This is a genomic window from Saccharothrix luteola, from assembly GCF_020859565.1.
GTDB classification, from domain to species: domain Bacteria; phylum Actinomycetota; class Actinomycetes; order Mycobacteriales; family Pseudonocardiaceae; genus Actinosynnema; species Actinosynnema luteola.
This window is the reverse complement of sequence record NZ_JAJHUO010000007.1, coordinates 255,720-280,270: the sequence shown is the minus strand read 5'-3', so window position 1 is coordinate 280,270 and position 24,551 is coordinate 255,720. Positions and strand designations below refer to the sequence as shown.

17 protein-coding genes are annotated in these 24,551 nt (G+C 72.3%); 14 read left to right on the top strand and 3 right to left on the bottom strand.

Annotated elements, in window-relative coordinates; genetic code table 11:
* Window positions 1-169 precede the first annotated feature (169 nt).
* The gene (locus LNK82_RS12530; protein ID WP_230567119.1) at window positions 170-2,374 is read left to right on the top strand and encodes a SulP family inorganic anion transporter; all 2,205 of its coding nucleotides are present in this window, start codon (window positions 170-172) and stop codon (window positions 2,372-2,374) included.
* Window positions 2,375-2,647: 273 nt separating this feature from the next.
* Here the strand turns inward: LNK82_RS12530 and LNK82_RS12525 are convergent, their stop codons facing one another.
* Complete coding sequence (locus tag LNK82_RS12525; protein WP_230567118.1) at window positions 2,648-2,971, bottom strand: hypothetical protein; 324 nt, start codon at window positions 2,969-2,971, stop codon at window positions 2,648-2,650.
* Window positions 2,972-3,138: 167 nt separating this feature from the next.
* Between LNK82_RS12525 and LNK82_RS12520 the strand changes: the two genes are divergently transcribed.
* The 4 genes from LNK82_RS12520 to LNK82_RS12505 all read left to right on the top strand — a co-directional run bounded on the left by LNK82_RS12520 (window position 3,139) and on the right by LNK82_RS12505 (window position 8,355).
* Window positions 3,139-3,987, top strand: a complete 849-nt coding sequence (locus LNK82_RS12520) for a helix-turn-helix domain-containing protein (RefSeq protein WP_230567117.1) — start codon at window positions 3,139-3,141, stop codon at window positions 3,985-3,987.
* A 17-nt stretch (window positions 3,988-4,004) separates the two neighbouring features.
* Window positions 4,005-4,196, top strand: a complete 192-nt coding sequence (locus LNK82_RS12515; protein ID WP_268996242.1) for a DUF397 domain-containing protein — start codon at window positions 4,005-4,007, stop codon at window positions 4,194-4,196.
* Window positions 4,197-4,380: 184 nt separating this feature from the next.
* Complete coding sequence (locus LNK82_RS12510; protein WP_230567115.1) at window positions 4,381-5,028, top strand: DedA family protein; 648 nt, start codon at window positions 4,381-4,383, stop codon at window positions 5,026-5,028.
* A gap of 471 nt (window positions 5,029-5,499) precedes the next feature.
* Entirely contained in the window at window positions 5,500-8,355 is a 2,856-nt protein-coding gene (locus tag LNK82_RS12505; protein WP_230567114.1) for an AfsR/SARP family transcriptional regulator, read from the top strand.
* Window positions 8,356-8,379: 24 nt separating this feature from the next.
* On the opposite strand, the gene LNK82_RS12500 is transcribed toward LNK82_RS12505, so the two are convergent.
* Window positions 8,380-9,042: a hypothetical protein gene (locus tag LNK82_RS12500; RefSeq protein WP_230567113.1), complete on the bottom strand. Its 663-nt coding sequence runs from the start codon at window positions 9,040-9,042 to the stop codon at window positions 8,380-8,382.
* Between the two features lie 275 nt (window positions 9,043-9,317).
* Between LNK82_RS12500 and LNK82_RS12495 the strand changes: the two genes are divergently transcribed.
* The 9 genes from LNK82_RS12495 to LNK82_RS12455 all read left to right on the top strand — a co-directional run bounded on the left by LNK82_RS12495 (window position 9,318) and on the right by LNK82_RS12455 (window position 23,421).
* Entirely contained in the window at window positions 9,318-11,654 is a 2,337-nt protein-coding gene (locus LNK82_RS12495; RefSeq protein ID WP_230567112.1) for a chitinase C-terminal domain-containing protein, read from the top strand.
* 182 nt (window positions 11,655-11,836) lie between these two features.
* Window positions 11,837-12,025: a hypothetical protein gene (locus LNK82_RS12490; RefSeq protein ID WP_230567111.1), complete on the top strand. Its 189-nt coding sequence runs from the start codon at window positions 11,837-11,839 to the stop codon at window positions 12,023-12,025.
* 11 nt (window positions 12,026-12,036) lie between these two features.
* Complete coding sequence (locus tag LNK82_RS12485) at window positions 12,037-15,072, top strand: helix-turn-helix transcriptional regulator (RefSeq protein WP_230567110.1); 3,036 nt, start codon at window positions 12,037-12,039, stop codon at window positions 15,070-15,072.
* Between the two features lie 89 nt (window positions 15,073-15,161).
* Entirely contained in the window at window positions 15,162-15,914 is a 753-nt protein-coding gene (locus tag LNK82_RS12480) for an ABC transporter ATP-binding protein (RefSeq protein ID WP_230567109.1), read from the top strand.
* Window positions 15,907-18,444, top strand: coding sequence for an ABC transporter permease (locus tag LNK82_RS12475; protein WP_230567108.1), 2,538 nt, complete (start codon window positions 15,907-15,909; stop codon window positions 18,442-18,444). The genes LNK82_RS12480 and LNK82_RS12475 overlap by 8 nt, the downstream gene beginning before the upstream one ends.
* 447 nt (window positions 18,445-18,891) lie before the next feature.
* Window positions 18,892-20,175: an extracellular solute-binding protein gene (locus LNK82_RS12470; RefSeq protein ID WP_230567107.1), complete on the top strand. Its 1,284-nt coding sequence runs from the start codon at window positions 18,892-18,894 to the stop codon at window positions 20,173-20,175.
* Window positions 20,176-20,240: 65 nt separating this feature from the next.
* Window positions 20,241-21,155 carry a carbohydrate ABC transporter permease gene (locus tag LNK82_RS12465; RefSeq protein WP_268996293.1) on the top strand — a complete coding sequence of 305 codons (915 nt, stop codon included), beginning with the start codon at window positions 20,241-20,243 and terminating at the stop codon, window positions 21,153-21,155.
* 5 nt (window positions 21,156-21,160) lie between these two features.
* A complete protein-coding gene (locus LNK82_RS12460; protein WP_230567106.1) occupies window positions 21,161-21,994 on the top strand; it encodes a carbohydrate ABC transporter permease in 834 nt (277 codons plus the stop codon).
* A gap of 8 nt (window positions 21,995-22,002) precedes the next feature.
* Window positions 22,003-23,421 (top strand): GH1 family beta-glucosidase, encoded by a 1,419-nt coding sequence (locus LNK82_RS12455; protein ID WP_230567105.1) that lies wholly within the window; start codon window positions 22,003-22,005, stop codon window positions 23,419-23,421.
* Window positions 23,422-23,484: 63 nt separating this feature from the next.
* On the opposite strand, the gene LNK82_RS12450 is transcribed toward LNK82_RS12455, so the two are convergent.
* Entirely contained in the window at window positions 23,485-24,516 is a 1,032-nt protein-coding gene (locus LNK82_RS12450; RefSeq protein ID WP_230567104.1) for a LacI family DNA-binding transcriptional regulator, read from the bottom strand.
* Window positions 24,517-24,551 lie beyond the last annotated feature (35 nt).

Genomic DNA, 24,551 nt, shown 5'->3' with positions numbered 1-24,551 from the left:
AGGTGCCACCGTGGCGAACCCTCACCACCGCGCCGGGGCCGAGTTCCGACTCGACGCCTTCTGGCCGCGCCTCCTGCCGCCCTTAGCACGGCGCTAGGCCCCCTCTGCGATCGACGACACCCCGCGCGCCGCGTGGGGCGACGACCCCTTGCGCTCGAAAGGACCCGACATGAACCGACCGCGCCCCAACAAGTCCCACGCGGGCGAGCACACCACGGCAGGTCCTCCGGGCGGTCTCGCCGGCGTTCTTCGCCACGACCTGCCTGCCTCCGTCGTGGTGTTCCTGGTCGCCGTGCCGCTCTCGCTCGGCGTCGCCGCCGCGGTCGGCGCGCCCCTGATGGCCGGGCTGATCTCCGGCGTCGTCGGCGGCATCGTGGCAGGCTCCCTGTCCGGCGCGCCGTTGCAGATCAGCGGCGCCGCCACCGGCTTGGTGGTGATCACCGGCGGACTCGTCGCCGAGTACGGCTGGCCCGCCACCGCGGCCATCACGCTCGCCGCGGGCGCCGTGCAACTCCTGTTCGGCCTGGCCAAGCTCGGCCGGATGGCGCTGTCCCTCTCGCCCGCGGTGGTGCACGGGATGCTGGCGGGCATCGGCTTGAGCATCGCGATCGGGCAGCTCGCCGTCGTGCTCGGCGGCGCCACGGCCACCTCGGTCCTGGACAACGTCGCCAAGGTGGCCACCATGGAGGTGGCGTGGTCGGCCGTCCTCGTCGGCGCGCTGGCGGTGGCCGCGCTGGTGCTGTGGCCGCGGGTGCCGCGCGCCTCGGTCGTGCCCGCGCCGCTGGTGGCGGTGCTGGTCGCGACGGTCGCGACGATGGGGTTCGACGTGGCCCGGGTCGACCTGCCCGGTGAGGTGTTCAGCCAAATCGTGCTGCCGGAACTGCCGGTCGGCGGCTTCGGCGGGATCGCGTTCGCGGTGCTCACCGTGGCCGTGGTGGCCAGCATGGAATCGCTGCTGTCCGCCGTCGCGGTCGACAAGCTGCACGCCGGGCCGCGCGCGGACCTCGACCGGGAGCTGATCGCGCAGGGCGCCGCCAACGTCGTCACGGGTGCGCTGGGCGGGCTGCCGATCGCCGGCGGCATCGCGCGCGGCTCGACCAACGTCGCCGCGGGCGCGCGGACCCGCGCGTCGACCGTGCTGCACGGTGCGTGGATCGCGGTGTTCGTGCTCGCGCTCGGCTGGGTGCTGGAGCTGATCCCGTTGGCGGCGTTGGCCGGCGTGCTGCTGGTGGTGGGTCTCCGGCTGGTGAGCGTGCGCCGGATGCAGGCGTTGTGGCGGCACGGCGAGTTCTCCGCGTACGCGGTCACGGTGGTGGGCGTGCTCGTGCTCGGGCTGGTGGAAGGCGTGCTGCTGGGCGTCGCGGTGGCGGCGTTGCGGTCGCTGCACCGGCTGACCCGCGCCTCGGTGCGCGTCGAGCAGGAGCCCGACGGCTGGCGCGTGGTGATCCGCGGCTCGCTGGTGTTCTTCGGCGCCGGGCGGCTGGTGCGCGGGCTGCGCGCCATCCCGCTGGGGCAGCGCGTGGTGCTGGAGCTGCACATCGACTTCCTCGACCACGGCGCGTTCGAGGCGATCGACGACTGGCGCGTCGGCTACGAGCGGCTGGGCGGCCACGTCGAGGTGGACGAGGTGCACGACACGTGGTTCAGCAAGGCCAGGAAGGGCATCCCGGCGCTGCGCAAGACGCCGCTGTCGCCGTTGCCGAGGTGGTTCGCGCCGTGGTCGCACTGGCAGCGCCACCGGCACGTCACCCTGCCCCGGCCGCGCGCCGACGTCGACCCGATGATCCGCGGCATGCGCGAGTTCGAGCGCACCACCGCGCCGTTGGTCCGCCCGTTCCTGGCGGAGCTGGCCGCGCGAGGCCAACGCCCGCGGCAGCTGTTCATCACGTGCGCCGACTCCCGCGTGGTGCCCAACCTGATCACCACGAGCGGGCCGGGCGACCTGTTCTGCGTGCGCAACATCGGCAACCTGGTGCCGCTGGACGGCGACGACTCCGTGGGCGCGGCGATCGAGTACGCGGTGGAGGTGCTGGCGGTCGAGACGATCGCGGTGTGCGGGCACTCGGACTGCGGCGCGATGAAGGCGGTGGTGCACGGCTCGACGCGGCCGGGCACGCAGCTGCACACGTGGCTGAAGGCGGTCGAGCCGAGCCTGATCCGCTTCCACGCGGCCGAATCCGACCTACCGGTGGTGGAACGGCTCTCGGTCGCGAACGTGGCGCAACAACTGGACAACCTCATGGCCTACCCGAGCGTGCGCGAAGCGGTGGCCACGCGCTCACTGCGCCTGGTCGGCATGTACTTCGACATCTCCGCCGCCCGCGTCTACCTGGTCGACCCCGACCACGACGGCCTGGAACCGGTCTACGCCTAACCCCTTGCCCCCCACCGCATAGCCCGCACCGGTCGCACCCGATCCGCGAGGTCGACTTCCCGGCGACCTCGCCCGCCGTCTGCGGAGCAGCGGCAATTCAACACGGGGTGGGGGGGCCCCCCCCCCCGGCCCCCCCACCCCGTGCCGAGCCTCGACGGCGGACCGGCCTCGGTCGGGGGTGCGTGGCCGGTCCGGCGTCGGGCTCGGGGGCAGGTCGGGCGGCGCTGGTGGGGCTCGATTTGCGGGGGAGGCGCGTCGCCCGACCGAGCTGGGCTAGCCGACGCTGCGCAGGTGCTTGCGGTGGTTGCCGGACGGCTCGTCGCCGCCGACGGTCAGCGCCAGCTGCGCGCCGAGGTACGCCCGGCACGGCGAGGGCAGGCGGCGGCGGAAGCGGCGGGTGCGGCACGTCGGGCAGCGGCCGTGCTCGTCGGGCGTGTGCTCGTCGAGCAGCGCCTTGACGGCGGTCACCACCCTGGGCAGCTCGCAGCGGGCCAGCTCGACCGCCGTCTCGTCGTCGCCGATCGACGCGAGGCGGACCAGCGTGGCCAGGTGTTCTCGGAGGGACCGGTCGAGCTGGCTGAAGACGGTGGTGGACACCTTCAGCGCTCCTTCCCTGGGGCGGTGTGCTGCACGCAGCCTGTTACCGCGTCCGGCCCTCTGCAAGTTGCAGTACACGAATGGATGACGTCACTTTGCTTGGTCCGCGCCCGCCCACAGACTGGACCGCGGCCCCCGGGTCGGGGCCGTCGACGAAAGGTGTCCGGATGCCACGGGGCAGCAGCCCGACGCTGCGCAAGCGACGGCTGGTCAGCGAGCTTCGGAGGCTGCGCGAGGCGGCCGACCTCACCATCGAGGACGTCGCCGAGCGGCTGGAGTGCTCGGCGTCCAAGATCAGCCGCATCGAGACCGGCCGCGTCGGCGTCACCCCGCGCGACGTCCGCGACATGCTCTCGGCCTACGGCGCCGACCGGGCCACGTCGGAAGAGCTCGTGCAGCTGGCCCGTGACGCGCGGCGCCGGGCGTGGTGGGACGAGTTCGGCGACATCGCGCCCGGCCGGTACGTCGGGTTCGAGGCCGACGCCGAGTGGGTGCGCACCTACCAGGGCCTCATGGTGCCCGGCCTGCTCCAGACCGAGGCGTACACCAGGGCGTTGATCCGGGCCGTGCTGCCGGACGCCGCGCCGGCCGAGGTGGACCGCCGGGTGGAGCTGCGCAAGGCCCGCCAGGCGCTGCTGCTGGAGGACGACCCGCTGTCCCTGCACGCGGTCGTGGACGAGGCAGCCCTGCGGAGGTTGGTAGGCGGCCCGGAGGTGATGGCCGAGCAGCTGGCGCGACTCAACGAGGTCGGAGAACTGTCGAACATCACTCTGCAGGTGGCCTCTTTCGAGGCGGGCGGTCACGCTGCGATGGACGGTCCGTTCGTCATCCTGTCGTTTCCCGAGCAGTCGGATCCGGCCGTGGTATACATCGAAAGTCCGAGGGGCGACGTCTATTGGGAACAGCCCTCGGACATCGCCAGGTATTCCGACATGTTCGCACGGCTCAGCGCCGAATCGCTCGACCCGGCCGCCTCGTCCGCGCTGATCGGGCGGGTGGCGCGCGAGCTCGCCTGAATCCGAGGTGAACTGCCATGCAACGCCAGTGGCGCAAGAGCACGTGGTCGTCCGCGGGTGGTCCGGAGTGCGTGGAAATCGCGCTCGACCCGAACGGCGCCGGTGTGCGTGATTCGAAGAACCGAACCCGCGGCGAGTTGGGCTTCGGTTTCGCGCAGTGGTCCCGATTCGTGGGCAGCGCGAAGAACGGCGCATTCGACACCCGGTGACGTGCCGGCCCGTTCACCTCGGGGACGTGCCTTAAGGCGCGTCCCCGACTTTCGGCCGGTGCCCGTACGACCTTGGTCTGGCGGCCGGTCAGACCGCGGTCCGATGCGCCCGCCCACGTGGCTGCGGTGGACTCCCCTTAGCCTGCACGCCGAGTGCTCGTCATGATCCACAGGGGGATGAACCATGGCCTTGCTGACCGACGCCCTGGAAGGGCTCGCCGGTCTGCCGCAGCCCGCCGTGCTCGCGGTGACGGGCGCGTTGACGTTGGCGGAGTGCACGCTGGGCGTCGGCTTCATCGCGCCGGGCGAGAGCGCGCTGCTGCTGGCCGCGACGACGGTCACCAGCGTGTCCCGGTTCCTGGTCATGTGGTTGGTCGTGTCGGTGTGCGCGGTGGCGGGCGACAGCATCGGCTACTTCCTCGGCCGCCGCTACGGCGACCGGCTGCGGGACAGCAAGGTGGTGCGCAAGCTCGGCCAGGAGCACTGGGACAAGGCCGGCGCGCTGCTGCGCAGGCGTGGCGCGTGGGCGGTGTTCTTCGCCCGGTTCATGCCGGTGGTGCGGACCCTGGTGCCCGCGTCGGCGGGTGCGTCGAAGCTGGAGTACCGCCGGTTCCTCCCCGCGTCGATCGCCGGCGCGGTGAGCTGGTCGGCGCTGCACATCGGCATCGGCTCCGCCGCGGGGGCGTCGGCGAAGTACATCGAGTCGGTGTTCAACGGTGCGATGTGGGGCCTGATGGGCATCGCGGTCGTGGTCGGCGTCGTGGTGGTGCTGCGCAAGCGGCGCAAGGCGGCCAAGGCCGGCGAGGTGCGCGAGCTGGAAGAGGTCGCCTAGCCCGCGAGCCGGCCTCGCCGTTCGGCCCTGGGACCGGCTGTCCGGCAGGGGCCGGACGCGCGGTGTGGTCGCTGGTCGCGCGGTGCAGTGCGCGGGCCCCTGGTCCCGCGCAACGCCGAAGGGGCCGTGTCCGGGGGTTCGGTCCCGGGCACGGCCCCTTCGACTGGGGGGAGGGCATGGAGTTGGGCCATCCCCTACCGGATGACCCGTCTCCGGTGGAGAAGGGGACGAGGGCGGGCCGGCGTTCCGCCGCCGCGGGCTGGATGCCCCTTGCACGCCGGCCTGCCCTCGTCGTTCAGGGAGAGCAGCGGATGTTCCGCTGTCTGGTCCAACCTCGCTCACCGGGGTTCGCCCTGTGTGGTTGATCGGACACGCTTAGCGTAAGAATGCGGCTACAGGACGACTGGAGCCGGACTGAAGTGATCTCCTAGGCTCGGTCTGGGTCTCAACGTGTCGGCGAAGGATCGGTCGGTGGCAGACGGCGGCGGCGAGCGCTTGCGGTTCGAGGTGCTCGGCCTGCTCCGGGCGGTGCGCGGTGGCGGGGAGGTCGACCTCGGCGCCGCCAAGCAGCGTGCGGTGCTGGCGGTGCTGCTGCTGGCCCGCAACGCGCCGGTCAGCCGCGACCAGATCATCGAGGCCGTCTGGGGCGACAACACGCCGACCAGCGCGGTCAACCTGGTGCAGACCTACGTCGCCGGGCTGCGCCGCGCGCTGGAGCCCAGCCGCGCCCGCCGCGCCCCGGCCGAGCTGCTGACCTCGGTCGGCGACGGCTACCTGCTCCGGGTGGACCCCCAGCAGGTCGACCTGGACGAGTTCGAGCGCGGCGTGGTGTCCGCGGCCCGCCTGCGCGCGTCCGGCGACCTGATCGCGGCGGCCACCGCCCTGGACGAGGCGCTCGGCCTGTGGCGCGGCGAGCCGCTCGGCGGTGTCGCGGGCCTGTTCGCCGAGGTCGAGCGCGGCCGGCTGGTCGAACGCCGGCTCGCGGTGCTGGAGGAGCGGGCGGAACTGCTGCTGCTGATCGGCCGAGGCGCGGAGCTGGTGCCGTCGCTGACCACGCTGGTCGGCGAGCACCCCCTCCGGGAACGCGGGCACGGCCTGCTGATGCGCGCGCTGTGCCAGGCCGGGCGGCAGGCCGAGGCGCTGGCCGTCTACCGCGAGGCACGCCGGGTGCTGGTCGAGGAGCTCGGCGTCGAGCCGGGCCCGGAGCTGCGCAAGCTCCAGCAGGCCGTGCTGGCGGGGGAGAACCCCGAGCCCGACCGCCCGACCAGGCCGATGGAGGTGCGGCCGGCCGCCGAGTCCTCGCCCGCCATCACGCCCGCGCAGCTGCCGCGCGTCTCGGCGTCCCTGATCGGCCGCGACGACGAGCTCAAGCGCCTGGACGGCCTGCTGGCCTCCTACCCGGAGGGCGGGCTGGTCCTCGTCGTCACGGGCCCGGCCGGCGTGGGCAAGACCGCGCTCGCCCTGCACTGGGCGCAACGCGTGCGCGAGGACTTCCCGGACGGCCAGCTGTACGTCGACCTGCACGGCTACGACCCGAACCAGGAGCCGCTGGGCGCGGGCGAGGTGCTGAGCCGGTTCCTGCGCACGCTGGGCGTGCCGTCGCCGGACATCCCGGTCACGGTCGAGGAGCGGTCGGCGCTGTTCCGCACGCTCATCGCGGACCGGCGCATGGTGGTGATGCTGGACAACGCGCGCGGCTCGACCGAGCTGCTACCGCTGCTGCCCGGACCGCCGTCGTGCGTGCTGGTCACGTCGCGCCGGCGGTTGGTCGGGCTGGTCGCGCACGCCGAGGCGCGGCTGGTGGAGCTGGACATGCTGGACCCGGACGCGTCGGTGGCCGTGGTCAGCCGGGTCGCGGGCCGGGACGGCACGGAGGCCGCCGCGCTGCGCCGGTTGGCCGTGCTGTGCGACGGGCTGCCGCTGGCGCTGCGGATCGCCGCCGCCCGCCTCGCCGTCGCGCCGACGTTGCGCGTGGCCGAGCTCGTCGCCGAGCTGGACGACGAGCACGGCCGGCTGGCCGCCCTCGGCCTGGAGGACGAGGACTCCACGGTGCGCGCGGCGCTGGACGCGTCACGCCGGGCGCTGCCGCCGCTGCCGGCGCGGTTGCTGGCGTTGCTCGGCCTGCACCCCGGCCCGGACGTCACGGCGTTCGTGGTGGCCGCCATGGCGCAGGTGCGGGTCGGCGACGCGCAGCGGGCGCTGGACGCGTTGACGGCGGCGAACCTGCTGTCGGTCAACGAGCCCGGCCGCTACGGGGCGCACGACCTGGTGCGCGTCTACATGCGGACGCTGGCCGCCGAACTGCCCGCGCCCGTGCGGCACGAGGCGACCAGCCGGATGCTCGACTTCTACCTGCACTGCGCGGACCTGGCCGACGGGCGGCTGCCGGTCACGCGCGGCAGCAGCGTGCGGGTCGCGCCCGAGCACGTGCCGCTGGAGGTGCCGAAGCTGCACGGCTCGGCGGAGGCGAGCGCCTGGCTGGACGCCGAGCAGGGCAACATCGTGGCCGCCGCCGAGCTGGCCGCCGCGCCCGGCTCGGACCCGGGGTGGCTGGTGCACGCCTGGCAGCTGCCGTACACGCTGTCGCGGTTCCTCTGGCTGCGCGCGGACCGGACCACGTGGCTGCGCACGACGGAGGCCGCGCTGGAGGCGGCCACCACCCTCGGCGACCCCGAGGCGAGGTTCGTGATGCTGTTCAACTTGGGCATCGCGCTGGCCCAGTTCCAGCGGATGGACGAGTCCCTGGACCGGCATCGCGAGGCGTTGGAGGTGGCGCGGGCGTCCGGCGACGTGAACGCGCAGGCCAGAGCCCTGACGGCGGTGGCGGACATGCTGGCGTTCCTGGGTCGGGTGGACGAGTCGGAGGCCTCCTACCGGGAGGCGCTGGAGGTCAGCCGGGCGGCCGGGTCGCGGTGGGCCGAGGCGAACGCGCACCACAACCTCGGGCTGCTGCACCTGGCGTCCCGCCGCTACGACGAGGCCAAGACGTGGCTGCGGGCGGCGGTGACGATGTACCGCGAGGTCGGCGAGCAGTGCGGTGAGTCGACCTGCCACACCGACCTCGCGATGGTGCTGCTGGAGTCGGGCGAGGGCGGCGAGGCCGTCACGTCGGCGCGCACGGCGCTGTCGGTCGCGTCGGCCGCGGCGAGCCCGTACCACCAGGCGATGGCGCACGACCGGCTGGCCACGGTGTTCGACCGGCAGGGCCTGCCCGGCGCGGTGGCGCACTGGCAGCGGGCGCTGGCGCTGTTCACCGAGCTCGGCGCCCCGGAGTCCGACCAGGTGCGGGAACGCCTGGCGCGCGCCCGCGCGACGACCTCGGTCTGACCGCGTCCGCGTCGACCGGGGCGTTCAGACCGGTTCGGCCAGGTCCTCCTCCGCGCGACGGGGCAGCGGTGCCCGCGGTCGGCTCGGGTGGTCCGTGATCGGCGCCCGGTCGGCCGGGGCGCTGTCCGGCACGGCCTGCTCGGGGAGCGGCTGGTGCTCGTACCACGTGTAGCCGAGGAGACCGAGGGGGCTCCAGGTCCCCGGACCGGACGTGTAGAGGGCCAGGCCGTCGCCGAAACTGTAAGTGGTGAACCCCTTGGCGAGCGGTGGACCGTCCGGTCCGATGCCGAAGACGAGCGGGAGCGGGTAGATCTTCCGCGGGCCGTAGTACTCGAGGATGTCGACGAACTTCTGGACGTCCTGGGTGCAGGCGGTTTCCAGGTCGGTGCGGTCCGGGTTGCACTTCCACTCGGTCAGGATGAGCGGCGTGCCGGCGGTGACCATGTTCGGGTTGAACGCGAGGTCCACCCGCACCCGCCTTCCCCCCTTCGCGCCCGCGGGGTACTCGCGCTGGTAGTCGAACTGCCCGTGGCGGTAGCGCAGGTAGAGCAGGTAGGTGACGAGCGCCCAGTTCTCGTAGCCGCCACCCCCGGTGAGGCCGTTGGCGGTGACGAACTCCGGGTACTGGTAGTCGAACACGTCGGTGATGCTCAGCTCGAGGAGAGCCGGCGTGATCGAGTAGGACATCGGTGGCCTCCGACGGTGACGGCGGGCGACGTGTGGCCCCGCGCTTGACCGGGTGAAGGCCAACGTCCCACGCGCATCCGGTCCGGAGGCGGAACGTCCCTCTTCCGAGGGGGTGACGCCCGACGGGAGCGGGATCCGGGGCCCAGTGCCTCACGCCGGGTGGCCGTCGCGAGTCGGCCGTTGGTGGTCTGGACCTATTGACAGAGAGGTCTAGACCTATTTACGGTTCAGTGGCTGCGTCGTGGCCGCCGCCTCGTGCAGGAGGTGTGCCGGTCGTGCCCCAGAGATTCAAGCCCGGGAGAACCAGGTTGTCGCCGCTCGTGGCGTTGTTGGCCGCGGTGGCCGGACTCGTCGTCGCCGTCGTGTCCCCGACGTCACCCAGCGCCGCCGCCGCGGGGGAGGAGTGCCGTCCCGACGGGCTCTACCAGACCCCCGGCGTCGCCGTGCCCTATTGCTCCGTCTACGACACGGAGGGCCGGGAGTCGTTGGGAGCCGCGCACTCCCGCCGCGTCATCGGCTACTTCACCAGTTGGCGCACGGGCCGCAACGGCACGCCCGCCTACCTGGCGTCCGACATCCCGTGGACCAAGGTCACGCACCTCAACTACGCGTTCGCGCACGTCGACGCGCAGAACCGGGTCTCGGTCGGCCCCGACGGCCCGGACAACGCCTCCACCGGCATGACCTGGCCGGGCGTCGAGCTCGACCCGTCCGTGCCGTACAAGGGGCACTTCAACCTGCTCGCCAAGTACAAGAAGCAGCACCCGAACGTGAAGACGCTGATCTCGGTCGGCGGCTGGGCGGAGACCGGCGGCTTCTTCAACCCGGACGGCACGCGCAACGCCTCCGGCGGGTTCTACAAGCTCGGCGCGCAGCCGCAGTCCACTGTGGACGCCTTCGCGGACTCGGCCGTCGACTTCATCCGGAAGTACGGGTTCAACGGCGTGGACATCGACTACGAGTACGCCACGTCGAACAACCACGCGGGCAACCCGGACGACTTCTGGATCTCGAACGCCAACCGCGGCACGCTGTGGGCCGGCTACGAGAAGATCATGAAGACCTTGCGGGAGAAGCTGGACCGCGCCTCGGCACAGGACGGCAAGCACTACCTGCTCACCGCCGCCGTGCCCGCGTCCGGCTGGTTGCTGCGCGGTCAGGAGGCCTACCAGGTCACCCGCTACCTCGACTACCTGAACGTGATGAGCTACGACCTGCACGGGTCGTGGAACCACTTCGTCGGCCCGAACGCCGCGCTCTACGACGACGGCAAGGACGGCGAGCTGGCCGCCGGCGGCGTCTACACCGCGCCGCAGTACGAGGGCATGGGCTACCTGAACACCGACTGGGCCTACCACTACTACCGCGGTGCGATGCAGGCCGGCCGGATCAACATCGGCGTCCCGTTCTACAGCCGCGGCTGGCAGGGCGTCACGGGCGGCACGAACGGGCTGTGGGGTCGGGCCGCGTTGCCGGACCAGGCGAAGTGCCCGCCCGGCACGGGTTCGAGCGTCGGCTCGACCACGCCGTGCGGCAACGGCGCGGTCGGCATCGACAACCTGTGGCACGACTCCACCGCGGGCGGCGCCGAGGTGCCGTCGGGCGTGAACCCCATGTGGCACGCCAAGAACCTGGAGAACGAGATCACGCCGGACTACCTCGCCCAGCACGGTCTGGACCCGGCCAACGACCCGACCGACCGGGTTTCCGGCTCGTACCAGCGGTTCTACGACAGCACGCTCACCTCGCCGTGGCTGTGGAACGCGGACAAGAAGGTCTTCCTGTCCACTGAGGACGAGCAGTCCATCGCGGCCAAGGCGAAGTACGTGGCGGACAAGGGCATCGGCGGCATCATGATCTGGGAGCTGGCGGGCGACTACCGCTTCGACAGCGCCAAGGGCCAGTACACGGTCGGCGACACCCTGCTCACCAAGATCAACGAGGGGTTGCGCGGCGCGGCGCCGTACGGCGCGCGGAAGGCCGCCGGCGCCACGCCGGGCCAGGTGCTGGACGTGAGCGCCACCGTCTCCGGGTTCGCGCTGGGTGACAGCAACTACCCGATCACGCCCAAGCTGAAGCTGACCAACCGCTCGACCACCACCCTGCCGGGCGGGACGAAGATCGAGTTCGACTACGGCACCAGCGCGCCGGGCAGCATGGCCGACCAGTCGGGTTTCGGGCTGCGGGTCACCGCCAAGGGGCACTCCGGCAGCAACGTCGGCGGCCTGAGGGGCGACTTCCAGCACGTCGAGCTGACGTTGCCGACCTGGCAGTCGCTCGCGCCCGGCGCGTCGGTGGACGTCGCGCTGAGCTACCAGCTGCCGATCGCGTCGCCGTCGAACGTCAAGCTCACGTTCGGCGGCCGGTCCTACGCCATCGCCTCCGACCACCCGCGTGGCGGCGGCCCGGACCCGACCAGCAGCACGACCACCACCACCACGACCGACCAGCCCAGCTGCACCGTGCCCGCGTGGGACCGCGCCAAGGTCTACAACGGCGGCAACGAGGTCTCCCACCGGGGCAAGCGCTGGCAGGCGAAGTGGTGGACGCAGGGCGAGGAGCCGGGCACCACCGGCGAGTGGGGCGTCTGGCGCGACCAAGGCGCCTGCTGAGGGGTGCCTGACCTGCTCTGACGCGCCGCTGAGGCATCCCTTACCCGCCGTCTGCCACCCCTTACGGCGGCGGGTAAGGGGACCAGCGCGGCAACCCACGTGAACGCCCGATGCCCGCACCTGCGCCTCAGGACGACTCTTCGTGTCACCAGAGAGAAGCGGAACGACACGAGGAGCAAGTCATGGAGTGGACGCCCGAGTCCTTGAAGGCGGAGATCGACTACCGGCAGGCCGCGCTGCGCGCCGACGCGGCGGACTACCGCGTCGGCCGGCGGACCCACCGGTCGAGGCGGTCCTGGTGGCGGCGGCTCGGCCACCACGCCGGCCCGGACGTGCCGGGCACCGGAAATGGCCACCGCGACGCCGCCTGAGGTGTGACAGCATGCCTGGTGTGGCACGCATCGGTTCCGGAATCCCCTTGGTGGCGCGTAGCCGGGAGATGACCAGGCTGCGCGCGGCCCTCGACGACGCCGCGCGCGGCGAGGCGGGTGCGATCCTCCTCGCCGGCGACGCGGGCGTCGGCAAGACCCGGCTGGTGGACGAGCTGGCCGCCACGGCGGGCGACGCGCTCGTGCTCAACGGCCGCTGCCTCGACGTCGGCGAGACCGGCCTGCCGTACCTGCCCTTCACCGAGGCGTTGGGGCAGGTGCGGCAGGCCGGTCTGCTCGACGTCGCGGCCCGGCCCGCGCTCGGCCTGTTGCTGCCGGAGCTGGCGCTGCCCGCGGGCCACGACGGCAGCACGTCGGTGTCCGGCCTGCCGTCGCACCTGATCGGGCGCCGTCCCGAGCAGGACGTCGGCCAGCTCCAGCTGTTCGACGCGGTGCACGGCCTGCTCGGCGAGCTGGCCGAGGAGCGGCCCGTGCTGCTGGTGCTCGAAGACCTGCACTGGGCCGACGCCTCCACCCGCTACCTGCTGTCGTTCCTGTTCTCCCGGTTGCGCGCGCAGCGGCTGCTCATCGTCGGCACCTACCGGTCCGACGACCTGCACCGCAGCCACCCGCTGCGACCCCTGCTCAACGAGCTGGTGCGGCTGCCCGCCGTGCAGCGGCTCGACCTGACCCCGTTGAGCGCGATCGACGCGCGTTCGTTCGTCGCCGCGCTGGCCGACGACCTGCCCGACGACGTGGTGCTCGAGGTCGCCGAGCGCTCGGACGGCAACCCGTTCTTCGCCGAGGAGCTGATCGCGGTCGCCTGCTGCGGTGACCGCGAGGTGCCGTGGACGCTGGCCGAGGTGCTCCTGGCCCGCATCGAGGGCCTGTCCCCGGACGCGCAGCGCCTGGTGCGCGTCGCGTCGGTCGGCGGCCGGTCCGTGCGCCACGACCTGCTGCGCGACGTGGCCGGGATGGACGAGGTCGGCCTGGACGGCGTGCTGCGCGAGGCCGTGCAGCACCACGTGCTGGTGGTCGACGGCGCCGAGGTGTACACGTTCCGGCACGCCCTGCTGCGCGAGGCCGTCTACCACGACCTGCTGCCCGGCGAACGCGTGCGGCTGCACTCCGCCTACGCGGACCGGCTCGCGTCGTCCGACGACCGCGGCGCCGCCGCCGCGCTGGCCCACCACAGCCTGGAAGCCCACGACCTGCCCCGCGCGCTGCGGGCGTCGGTCGACGCGGGGCAGGAGGCGCGGGCCGCCGGCGCGCCCGCCGAGTCGCTGCGGCACCTGGAGCAGGCGCTGAAGCTGTGGCACGCGGTGCCCGCCGACCAGCGGCCACCGGGCCTGACCGAGCTGTCGTTGCTGCGCAGCGCGTCGTGGGCGGCGGGCACGGCCGGCCAGCCCGAGCGGGCCATCGCGTTCGCCCGCACCGGCACCACCGTCATCGACGAGTCGGACCCCGAGGAGGCCGCCGTCATGTGGCGGCGCTTCGCGCAGGCGTTGCAGGTGCTCGACGGCACCGAGGACGAGAAGTACCACGCGGTGGAGGAGGCGTGGCGGCTGGTCCGGGACCGGCCCGCGAGCCCGGCCCGCGCGTGGGTGCTGGCGGTGTGGGCCGCGTGCCTGCGGCACGACCGCAAGTACGTCGAGGCACGTCAGCGCGCCGAGATGGCGGTGGCGGACGGCCGCACGGCGTGCGCGGAGTCGGCCGTGGCCGACGCGTTGACCACGTTGGGACTGCTCGACGAGCCCGAGGGCCAGGTGTCGCGGGCGCACGAGCACCTGACGGCCGCGGTGGAGTGCGCGATGCAGGCGGACGCGGTCAGCACCGAGCTGCGGGCCCGGTACTTCCTCGGCCTGCACCACTACGACCTCGGCGAGCTGGACGAGGCCGGGCGGGTGTTCGACGAGGGCGTGGCGCGGGCCAAGGCGACCGGCCTCACGTGGAGCTCGTTCGGCCTGGAGCTGCGCATCCTCCAGGTGCTGACCAGGTACTACCGCGGCGAGTGGGACGGCGCGGCGACCGCGGCCGAACCGCCCGGCCTGCGGGTCTCCAGCACGGTGTCGGCCCGGCTGGCCGCGGCGGGCACGCACGTGGCGGTCAGCCGGGGCGAGTTCGAGCAGGCCGAGCGGATGATCCGGGAGCTGCGCCAGGACTGGCACCGCGACCTGCAGATCGCGCTGATCACCGGCGGCACGGGCGCCGAGCTGGCGTTGTGGCGCGGCCGGCCGGAGCTGGCCGTGGACCGGGTCGCCGACGCGATCAGCTGGTCGCGCAAGGAGGGCGAGTGGATGCTGGCCGGCATCCGGCTGGCCGCCCTGGGCGTGGCGGGGCACGTGGAGATCGCCGCGCGGGCACGGCGGCGCAAGGACCACGCGGCCGAGGAGCAGGCCGTGCTGGCCGGCCGCGAGCTGGCCGAGTACGCGCGCACGACGGCCGAGATGGGCAGCCCCCGCTCGGGCGAGCTCGGCCCGGAGGGGCGGGCGTGGCTGGCGCGCGCCGCGGCCGAGGAGTCGCGGCTGACCGGCGCGGGCGACCCGGACCTGTGGCGCGGCGCGGTCGACGGCTTCGGCTTCGGGTCGGTGTTCGAGCAGGCCGTGTGCCGGTGGCGGTTGGCCGAGGCGCTGCTGGGCGCGGACCGGCGCGACGAGGCCGCGGCGCAGTTGCGGCTGGCCAGCGCGGTGGCCGACGAGCTGGGCGCGGCGCCGTTGCGCGAGGCGCTCGACGTGGTCGCCCGGCGGGCCCGGGTGGCGTTGCGCGACGTCGACCCGCGTGACCGGGTCGACCCGTTCACGCCGCGTGAGCGGTCCGTGCTGGAGCTCGTGGCGCTCGGCCGCACCAACCGCCAGGTCGGCGAGGAGCTCTACATCTCGGAGAAGACGGTCAGCGTGCACCTGAGCCGGATCATGTCCAAGCTCGGCGCGAGCAGGCGGGCCGAGGCGGTGGCCAACGCGTTCGACCGCGGCCTGCTCGACCTGCCCGGACCACCCGGCGGGCAGGAGCCGTCAGACCTCGGGACTAGTGCCCGTCATCCCGCCGGCTGACCTCCGGTTCCGCCGCCGAGGTGACGCCTGCCGACCCGTCCGGCCCCTAGCTTTCTCGACGTCAGCCCGACCCGAGGAATTGAGGGAGCATGTCCGCACTGGTGTCCGACGTCGGAACCCGCACCGCTGTAGCCGCCGCGAACCTGGTGAAGGTGTACGGCAAGGGCGACACCGCCGTGCGGGCGCTCGACGGTGTCAGCGTCGAGTTCGCGGCGGGCAGGTTCACCGCCATCATGGGTCCGTCCGGGTCCGGCAAGTCCACGCTGATGCACTGCCTGGCAGGCCTGGACAACGTCGACGGTGGCAGCGTCGCGATCGGCGGCACCGAGATCACCTCCCTGGGCGACAAGGAGCTGACCAGGCTGCGCCGCGACCGGGTCGGGTTCGTCTTCCAGGCGTTCAACCTGCTGCCCACGCTCACCGCCGAGGCCAACATCCTGCTCGGCCTCGAACTGGCGGGCCGCAAGCCCGACCGCGAGTGGTTCGACACCATCGTGGACGTGCTCGGCCTGCGCGACCGGCTCAAGCACAAGCCGACCGAGCTGTCCGGCGGCCAGCAGCAGCGCGTGGCCTGCGCCCGCGCCCTGGTCGCCCGGCCCGACGTGGTGTTCGCCGACGAGCCGACCGGCAACCTCGACTCGCGCTCCGGCGCCGAGGTGCTCGACTTCCTGCGCATGTCCGTGCGCAAGCTCGGCCAGACCGTGATCATGGTGACGCACGACCCGGTCGCCGCGTCCTACGCCGACCGCGTGGTGCTGATGGCCGACGGCCACCTCGCCGGCGAGATCGACAGCCCGACCGCCGACTCCGTGCTGTCCGCCCTCAAGCACCTGGGTGCGTGAGCGGATGCTGCGCACGATCATCGCGGGCCTCAAGGCCCGCACCGCGCGGCTCGTGCTGTCCTCGGTGGCGATCGCCCTCGGCGTCGCCTTCGTGACCGGCACGCTGGTGCTCGGCGACGCCATGAACGCGAGCCTGCGCGACGAGTTCGCCAAGGACGCGCGCAACGTCGACGTCTCCGTCACCGTGGACGGCAGCGCGTCGTCCGGCGACTCGTCCACCGAGATCCCGGGCATCACCGCGGAGACGTTGGCGAAGATCCGGCAGGCGCCGGGCGTCGCGGGCGCCGACCCGCGCGACTTCCAGCAGGTGCCGCTGGTCGCGGCCAACGGCAAGGCGAAGCCCGCGTGGGCCGTTCCGCTGGCGAGCAACGAGAAGCTGCGCGAGTTCGACCTGGTCGACGGTCGATACCCGACCGACGCCGACGAGATCGCGGTCGACAAGCGCACCGCCACCACCGCCAAGCTGACGATCGGGCAGCCGGTCGTGTTGCTGGGCAAGGAGGACGCGCGCCACACCTACACGCTCGTCGGCACGTACCAACAGGGCACGAACCAGCTGTCGCTGGCGGGTTACGACCACGTGGGGCTGACGCCGGACGCGTTCCAGGCGCTGGAGCCGGAACGCCCGCCGTACCAGGTGGTCGCCACCGCCGCGGCCGGTTTCACGCAGCAGCAGGTGGTGGACAACGTCCGCAAGGCCATCGGCGGCACCGGGTTCAAGGTCCAGAGCGGCGAGGAGCTGACGAAGGAGACGCTGGAACGGGTCGAGTCCCGGTCGGGCGAGTTCACCACGCTGCTGCTGGCGTTCGCGATCATCGCGCTCGTCGTGGCGGCCATGGTCATCTACAACACGTTCACCATCCTGGTGGCCCAGCGCACCCGCGAGCTGGCGCTGATGCGCTGCGTGGGCGCGAGTCGCGGCCAGGTGTTCCGGGGCGTGCTGGCCGAGGCGCTGGCGATGGGCCTGACGGCGTCGGTGATCGGGCTGTTCGGCGGCATCGGCGTGTCGGCCCTGCTGCAACGGGTGATGTTCTCGTTCAGCGGCGGCGAGGGCACGGTGCTGCTGCCCGTGACGGTGACGACCGTGCTCGCCGCGTTCGCGGTCGGCACGCTGGTGACCGTGCTCGCCGCGGTGCTGCCCGCCCGCAAGGCGACCAGGGTCGCGCCGGTGGCCGCGCTGCGCAGCCAGCCCGACAGCGGCGAGGAGGTCTCCCGCACCGGCGTGGTGCGCGTCCTGACCGCCGTGCTGTTCGCGGTGGTCGGTGTCGGCGCGGTGGTGTTCGGCATGGGCCTGGACGACGAGGAAGCGGCCATGCTCACCAGCGGTGCGGGCACGATGGCGTTGCTGGCCGCGGTGCTCGTGCTGGGTCCGCTGCTGGTCGGCCCGGTCAACCGGGTGCTCGGCGCGCTGCCGCGGGCGGTGCTCGGCGTGCCGGCCAAGCTCGCGTCGGCCAACGCCGGCCGCAACCCCAAGCGCACCGCCGCGACCACCGCGGCGCTGATGATCGGCGTGACGATCGTGTCGCTGGTGACCGTGGTCGCCAACAGCGCCAAGGAGACCGCGAACGCCGAGATCGACGAGCGGATGCCCGCCGACTACACGGTGACGTCCGCCGTCCACGGCCGGCCGCTGCCCAAGGAGCTGGCCGAGCAGCTGGCCGCCGTGCCGGAGGTGGCGCAGGTCGCGCCCACCACCGTCGTGTACGGGGAGCGCGAGTACTTCACCGGCATCCCCCGCGACGCGCTCGGCACGCTGTTCCGGCCGACGGTGACCAGCGGGTCGCTCGACGACCTCGGTGACGGCGCGGTCGCGGTGAACGCGCAGTACGCCAAGCGCGAGGGCGTGGCGGTCGGCCAGGTGGTGACGGTCGAGACGGGCCGGGGCGAGCCGCAGCAGCTCAAGGTCGTCGCGGTGGTGGAGGGCCAGCGGCTGTCCGACGGGATCATGACGATCGAGACGTCGACGCGGTTCGAGCAGGCCGCCGAGGGCTACGACAGCATCCTCGTCAAGCTCGAGGACGGCACCGCCAACGGGCGCGCGGCGGTCGAGCGGGTCACCGACCCCTCGCCGCTGGCGGTGCTGGACAGCGCGGCCGAGACCAAGGAACAGCTGAACCAGCAGCTCAACCAGGTGCTGGCGTTCATCTGGGCGTTGATCGGGTTGGCCGTGGTGATCGCGTTGTTCGGCATCGCCAACACGTTGACGCTGTCGGTGCTGGAGCGCACGCGCGAGTCGGCGTTGCTGCGGGCGCTGGGGCTGACGCGCGGCCAGCTGCGGCTGATGCTGGTGGTCGAGTCGGTGCTGATGGCGTTGATGGGCGCGGCGATCGGGCTGCTGCTCGGCATCGGCTTCGGCTGGGTGATCACCGGCGCGTTGTCCAACGACACCATCTCGGTCGACCTCGTGGTGCCGTTCGGTCAGATCGGCGTGATGCTCGCCGGCGCCGTGGTGGCCGCGATCGTGGCCGCCGCGCTGCCCGCCCGGCGTGCCGCCAGGACCTCGGTCGTCGCGGGGATGGCCGAGGCGTGAGAGGACCCGGTGGCCCGCTCTTCTTCGGGGGAGGAGCGGGCCACCGGGTCCCACGCCGTGAGCGGGAGCAGCCGCGTCGCCTGCCGGTCCACCGCGTCCGGTCGGGTGTCGCGGCTTTCGACTGAGGACGATCCCGCCCTGCGACGCGGGTCACAGGATTTCTCGCGAGCGCGCGTCACATCCGGCCGTCAACGGCCTCTAACAGGGTGCGGGGTGGCCCGGGCGAGGGCCGGGCCACCCGGCTTCCCCACTCTCGCCGCCGGGCTCACGGAACGTGCGCGGCCGTCACGATCGACGCACGAGAGCGCTTCAGATTGTTGCGGAACGGTGTCGACCGGTCCTTTCCGGGTTGACACCGGGGACCGGGACTCACGAGTGTGAGAGCGCTCTCATGAGAGCGCTCTCACGGTGTCGGGTCGTACCCGGCGAGTGCGTCGAGGAGGACGGATGAGCAGGACTCTGGCCGGTCGGGCGACGTCGATCACCGCAGTGGCACTGGCGGCCACGCTGGTGGCGGCCTGTGGTGGCGGGGGAGGTGACGCGGGTGACGGCAAGATCAAGCTGTCGATCGGGGTCTTCTCCGACTTCGGCTACACCAACCTGATCAAGGAATACCAGGCGTCGCACCCGGGCATCGAGATCGAGCAGCGCACGGTCAAGATGGAGCAGCACCACACGCAGCTCGCCACGCAGCTCGCGGGTGGCCGGGGCGCCGCCGACATCGTGGCGATCGAGGAAGGCAACATCACCCAGTTCCGCCAGTCCAAGGACAAGTTCGTCAACCTCGCGGACCACGGCGCCAAGGAGCTGGAGGGCCAGTGGGCGGCCTGGAAGTGGAACCAGGGCACGGCCGACGGCGGGAACTTCGTGCTCGGCCTCGGCACCGACATGGGCAGCCTCGCCCTGTGCTACCGGCGTGACCTGTTCGAGGCCGCCGGCCTGCCGACCGACCGCGAGCAGGTCGGCAAGCTCTGGCCGACGTGGGAGGAGTACCTGGAGGTCGCGGACACCTTCTCGCAGAAGCTGCCGGACAAGAAGTTCGTCGACACGGCGCAGAACGTCTACAAGGCAATCCTCGACCAGACCGAGGAGGGCTACTTCGCCAAGGCCGACGACTCGTTCATCGGCGACAAGAACGACAAGGTGAAGCGGGCCTTCACGCTCGCCGCGAGCCTCGGCGAGAAGAAGCAGACCGGCGCGCTGGCCCCGTTCAGCCAGGACTGGAACGTCGCGCTCAAGCAGGCGTCCTTCGCCACCACCACCTGCCCGGCCTGGGCGCTCGCGCTGATCAAGGCCGGCGCCGGCGACGAGGCGTCGGGCAAGTGGGACGTGGCCGCGGCGCCCGGCGGTGGCGGCAACTGGGGCGGCTCGTTCCTGGCCGTGCCCAAGCAGACCAAGCACCCCAAGGAAGCCTACGAGCTGGCCAAGTGGCTGACCGCGCCCGAGCAGCAGAAGCGGATCTTCAAGGAGACCGGCAACCTGCCCAGCGAGCCCGCCGCGTACAAGGACCCCGAGGTCACCGCGACGACCAACGAGTACTTCAACGCCGCACCCGTCGGCCAGATCTTCGGCAACTCGGCCGAGAGCCTCAAGCCCACCTACCGCGGCACCAAGGACGCCAAGGTGACCCCGGTCTTCGGCAACGCCCTGTCGCGCGTGGAGACCGGCAAGCAGTCCACTTCGGACGCTTTCGACCAGGCCGTCCAGGAAGCGCGGGACGCCGTCAAGTGACGGTCGCACCGGAACGGGCGACGGCGGGGCGTGGCTCGGGGCCCGTCCCGCCGTCGGCGCAGCGCCTGTCGTGGCGGGACAAGCTGGGCCGGCTCGACACGAAGTACACGCCGTACGTCATCATCGCGCCGTTCTTCGTGGTGTTCGGCGTCTTCGGCCTCTACCCGCTGCTCTACACCGCGTGGGTGTCGCTGCACGAGTGGCAGCTCATCGACGGCGACCAGGGCTTCACCGGCCTGGCCAACTACACCGAACTGCTGTCCGACGAGAAGTTCTGGAACGCGCTGGGCAACACGGTCAGCCTGTTCCTGCTCTCCACGATCCCGCAGCTGTTCGCCGCGCTCGGCTTGGCCGCCCTGCTGGACCGCGGCCTGCGCGGCCGGGCGTTCTGGCGCGCGGGCGTGCTGCTGCCGAACGTGATCTCGGTGGCGGCGGTGGCGCTGGTGTTCGCGCAGCTGTTCGGCCGCGACTTCGGCATCGTCAACGCCCTGCTGGGCTTCGTCGGCATCGACCCGGTGGACTGGCGCGCCGAGACGTGGGCGTCGCACCTGGCGATCAGCTCGATGGTGATGTGGCGCTGGACGGGCTACAACGCGTTGATCTACCTGGCCGCCATGCAGTCCGTCCCCAAGGACATGTACGAGTCGGCGATGCTGGACGGCGCGTCCCGCTGGCGGGTGTTCTGGTCGATCACCGTGCCGAGCATCCGGCCGACGATCCTGTTCACCGTCATCGTCTCGACCATCGGCGGCATGCAGCTGTTCGTGGAGCCGCAGCTGTTCGACCCGGGCGGCACGGCCACCGGCACCGGCGGCGACGACCGGCAGTTCCAGACCCTGGTGATGTACCTGTACGAGAAGGGCTTCCGGTTGTTCGACGCGGGCTACTCCTCGGCCATCGCGTGGGTGCTGTTCCTGGTGATCCTCGTGGTCGCGATCGTCAACTTCACGGTGGCGCGGCGCATCGCGTCGAAGGGGTGAGGCCGGTGACCACGAAGCGCCTCACCCGCTCGGGGCCGATCGCGTACGCGTTGCTGGTGGTGGTCCTGCTCGCGTCGGTGTTCCCGCTGTACTACTCGTTCCTCATCGCCAGCAAGGACAACTCCGCGCTCGGCGACGCGGTGCCGTCGCTGGTGCCCGGCGGGAACCTGTTCGACAACCTGACCAGGGTGTTCGACACCGTCGACTTCTGGCTCGCCATGCAGAACTCGCTGGTGGTGGCGGGCACGGTGGCGATCAGCAACGTCGTGCTGGGCACGTTGGCCGGGTTCGCGTTCGCCCGGTTGCGGTTCCGGGGCGGCAACTCGCTGTTCCTCATCGTGGTCGGCACGTCGATGGTGCCGACGCAGCTGGGCGTCATCCCGCTGTACATGCTGATGTCGGACCTCGACTGGTACGGCACCCTGCAAGCGGTGATCGTGCCCGCGCTCATCGGCGCGTTCTCGGTGTTCTGGATGCGGCAGGCGTGCGAGGAGTCCGTGCCGCACGAGCTGATCGAGGCGGCGCGGGTGGACGGCTGCTCGGTGCTGAAGACGTTCTGGCACGTGGCGTTCCCGGCGGTGCGCCCGCAGGCGGCCGTGATGGGCATGTTCACGTTCATGACGGCGTGGAACGACTTCTTCTGGCCGCTGATCGTGCTGGACCCCAATGACAGCCCCACGGTCCAGGTGGCATTGTCGACCCTGGCCAGCGGTTACTACACGGACTACTCGCTCATGCTCTCCGGCGCGTCGCTCGCGGTGCTGCCGGTCGTGGGGATCTTCATCCTGCTGGCGCGGCAGATCGTCGGCGGGATCATGCAGGGCGCTGTGAAGGGGTGAACTCGGAGATGACGACAACGGACCCGGACACCGGGGTCCGGCGGGACGTGCTGCGCTTCCCGCCGGATTTCCGGTGGGGAGCGGCGACGGCGTCCTTCCAGATCGAGGGTGCGACCACGGCGGACGGTCGTGGCCCGTCCATCTGGGACACGTTCGCGGCCAAGCCGGGCGCGGTGTTCGGCGGCCACACCGGCGAACCGGCGTGCGACCACTACCACCGCTACCCGTCCGACGTGGAGCTGATGTCGGAGCTGGGCCTGGCCGCGTACCGGTTCTCGCTGGCGTGGCCGCGCATCCAGCCGGTCGGCGCGGGCCGCGTCGAGCCGCGGGGGCTGGCGTTCTACGACCGGCTGGTGGACGAGCTGCTGGGTCGCGGGATCGAACCGGTGGTCACGCTGTACCACTGGGACCTGCCGCAGGCGTTGGAGGACGACGGCGGTTGGCGCAACCGCGACACCGCCTACCGGTTCGCCGAGTACGCGGCGCTGGCGCACGAGCACCTGGGCGACCGGGTGCGGCAGTGGACCACGTTGAACGAGCCGTGGTGCTCGGCGTTCCTCGGCTACGCCAACGGCGTCCACGCGCCCGGCGTGGTCGACCCGAAGGCGTCGCTGGAGGCCGCGCACCACCTCCTGCTCGGGCACGGCCTGGCCGTGCAGGTGATGCGGGACCAGGCGCCGGACGACCACGAGCTCTCCATCGTGCTGAACTTCTGCGCGCTGACGGTGGAGGACGACTCGCAGTTGGACGCGGCGCGCAAGGTCGACGGCCTGCAGAACCGCCTGTTCCTCGATCCGCTGGGCGGTCGCGGCTACCCGCGGGACGTCGTCGAGGACACCGCGTGGCTGGGCGACTGGACCGCCGTGGTGCGCGACGGCGACCTGGACGTGATCGCCTCCCCGATCGACTGGATGGGCGTGAACTACTACAGCCCGACCCGCGTCGCCGCCGCGGCCGACCCGCTCGTGGTGACCGAAGGGCCGTTCCCGGGCCTGCGGGGCGTGGAGCTGCTGCCGCCGCGCGGCGAGCTGACCGGGATGGGCTGGGAGGTCGACGCGAGTGGCCTCACGGCGCTGCTGGAACGACTCCAGCGCGACGTCGGCCTGCCGCTGTACATCACGGAGAACGGCTCGGCGTTCCCGGACGTGGTCGTGGACGGCGAGGTGGTGGACGAGGAGCGCACCCGGTACCTGGTCGACCACCTGCGCGCGCTGCACCGGGCCATCGAGGCGGGGGTCGACGTGCGCGGGTACTTCGCGTGGTCGCTGCTGGACAACTTCGAGTGGGCGGAGGGGTACAGCCAGCGGTTCGGCATCGTGCACGTGGACTACGACACCCAGGTGCGCACGGTGAAGCGGAGCGGCAGGACGCTGGCCGGGGTGATCGGCGCCAACGCCGTCCCGGCCGCCGGGCACGACCTGCCCTGATCTGCCGGTCGGGGGCCGCATGTCGCCGCGGCGGCCCCCGCCCGGCGCTCGGGTCGCCGCCGACTACGCGGACTCGCGGCGGACCAGCATCGTCGGCAGGACCTCGCGCCGCGCGCGGATCGTCTCGCCGCGCAGCAGCCGCAGCAGGTGGGTCACCATGTGGCGGACCTGCGCGCTGGTGTCCTGCCGCACGCTGGTCAACGACGGCGTGGTGTGCGGCGCGATCATCGGGTGGTCGTCGAACCCCACGATGGCCACGTCCTGCGGCACCCGCCTGCCCGCCTCGCGCAACGCGTCCAGCACGCCGGCCGCCATGTGGTCCGACGCCACGAACACCGCGTCCAGGTCCGGGACCCGCGCCAGCAACGCCTCCATCGCCTTCCTGCCGCCCTCGCGGGAGAAGCCGCCGTCCGCCGTCATCAACGCCGTGGTCTCGTCGTCCGCGCCCACCGCCGTGCGCCACCCGGCCAGCCGGTCCATCGCCGAGTGCTCGTCCAACGGCCCCGTCACCGAGACGATCTTCTTGCGCCCCAACGAGATCAGGTGCTCGGTGGCGAGCAGGCCGCCGCCCTCGTTGTCGTGGTCGACGGTGTGCAGCCCGCGCAGCGAGCCCCACGGCCGGCCCGCGTACACCACCGGCAGCGGCAGCTTGCGCGCCACCGTCGGCAGCTGGTCGCCCTTGTGCGGCGCGAACAACAACGCGCCGTCCACGTGCCCGCCCGCCAGGAACCGCTCCGCGCGGGCCTGGTCCTGCGTCGAGTGCACCAGCATGAGCACCATCTGCACGTCCGCGTCGGCCAGCGACCGCGCCGCCGAGCGGATCAGCCACGCGAAGTGGGGGTCGTCGAAGATCTTCGGCTCGGGCTCGGAGAACACCACCGCCACCGCGCCGGAGCGCCTGGTCACGAGCGCCCGCGCGGCCTGGTTCGGCTGGTAGCCCAACTCCATCACCGCTGCCGTGACCGCCTCGTGCGCCTCCGGGCTCACCCTGGGCGACGCGTTGAGCACCCGCGACGCCGTCGCACGGGAGACGCCGGCCTTGGCCGCCACGTCCTCCAACGTGGGCCGCGCGGCTGAGTGCGATTGAACCGACACGAGCACCACTCCTCGACGATCGCCTACGAATCCAG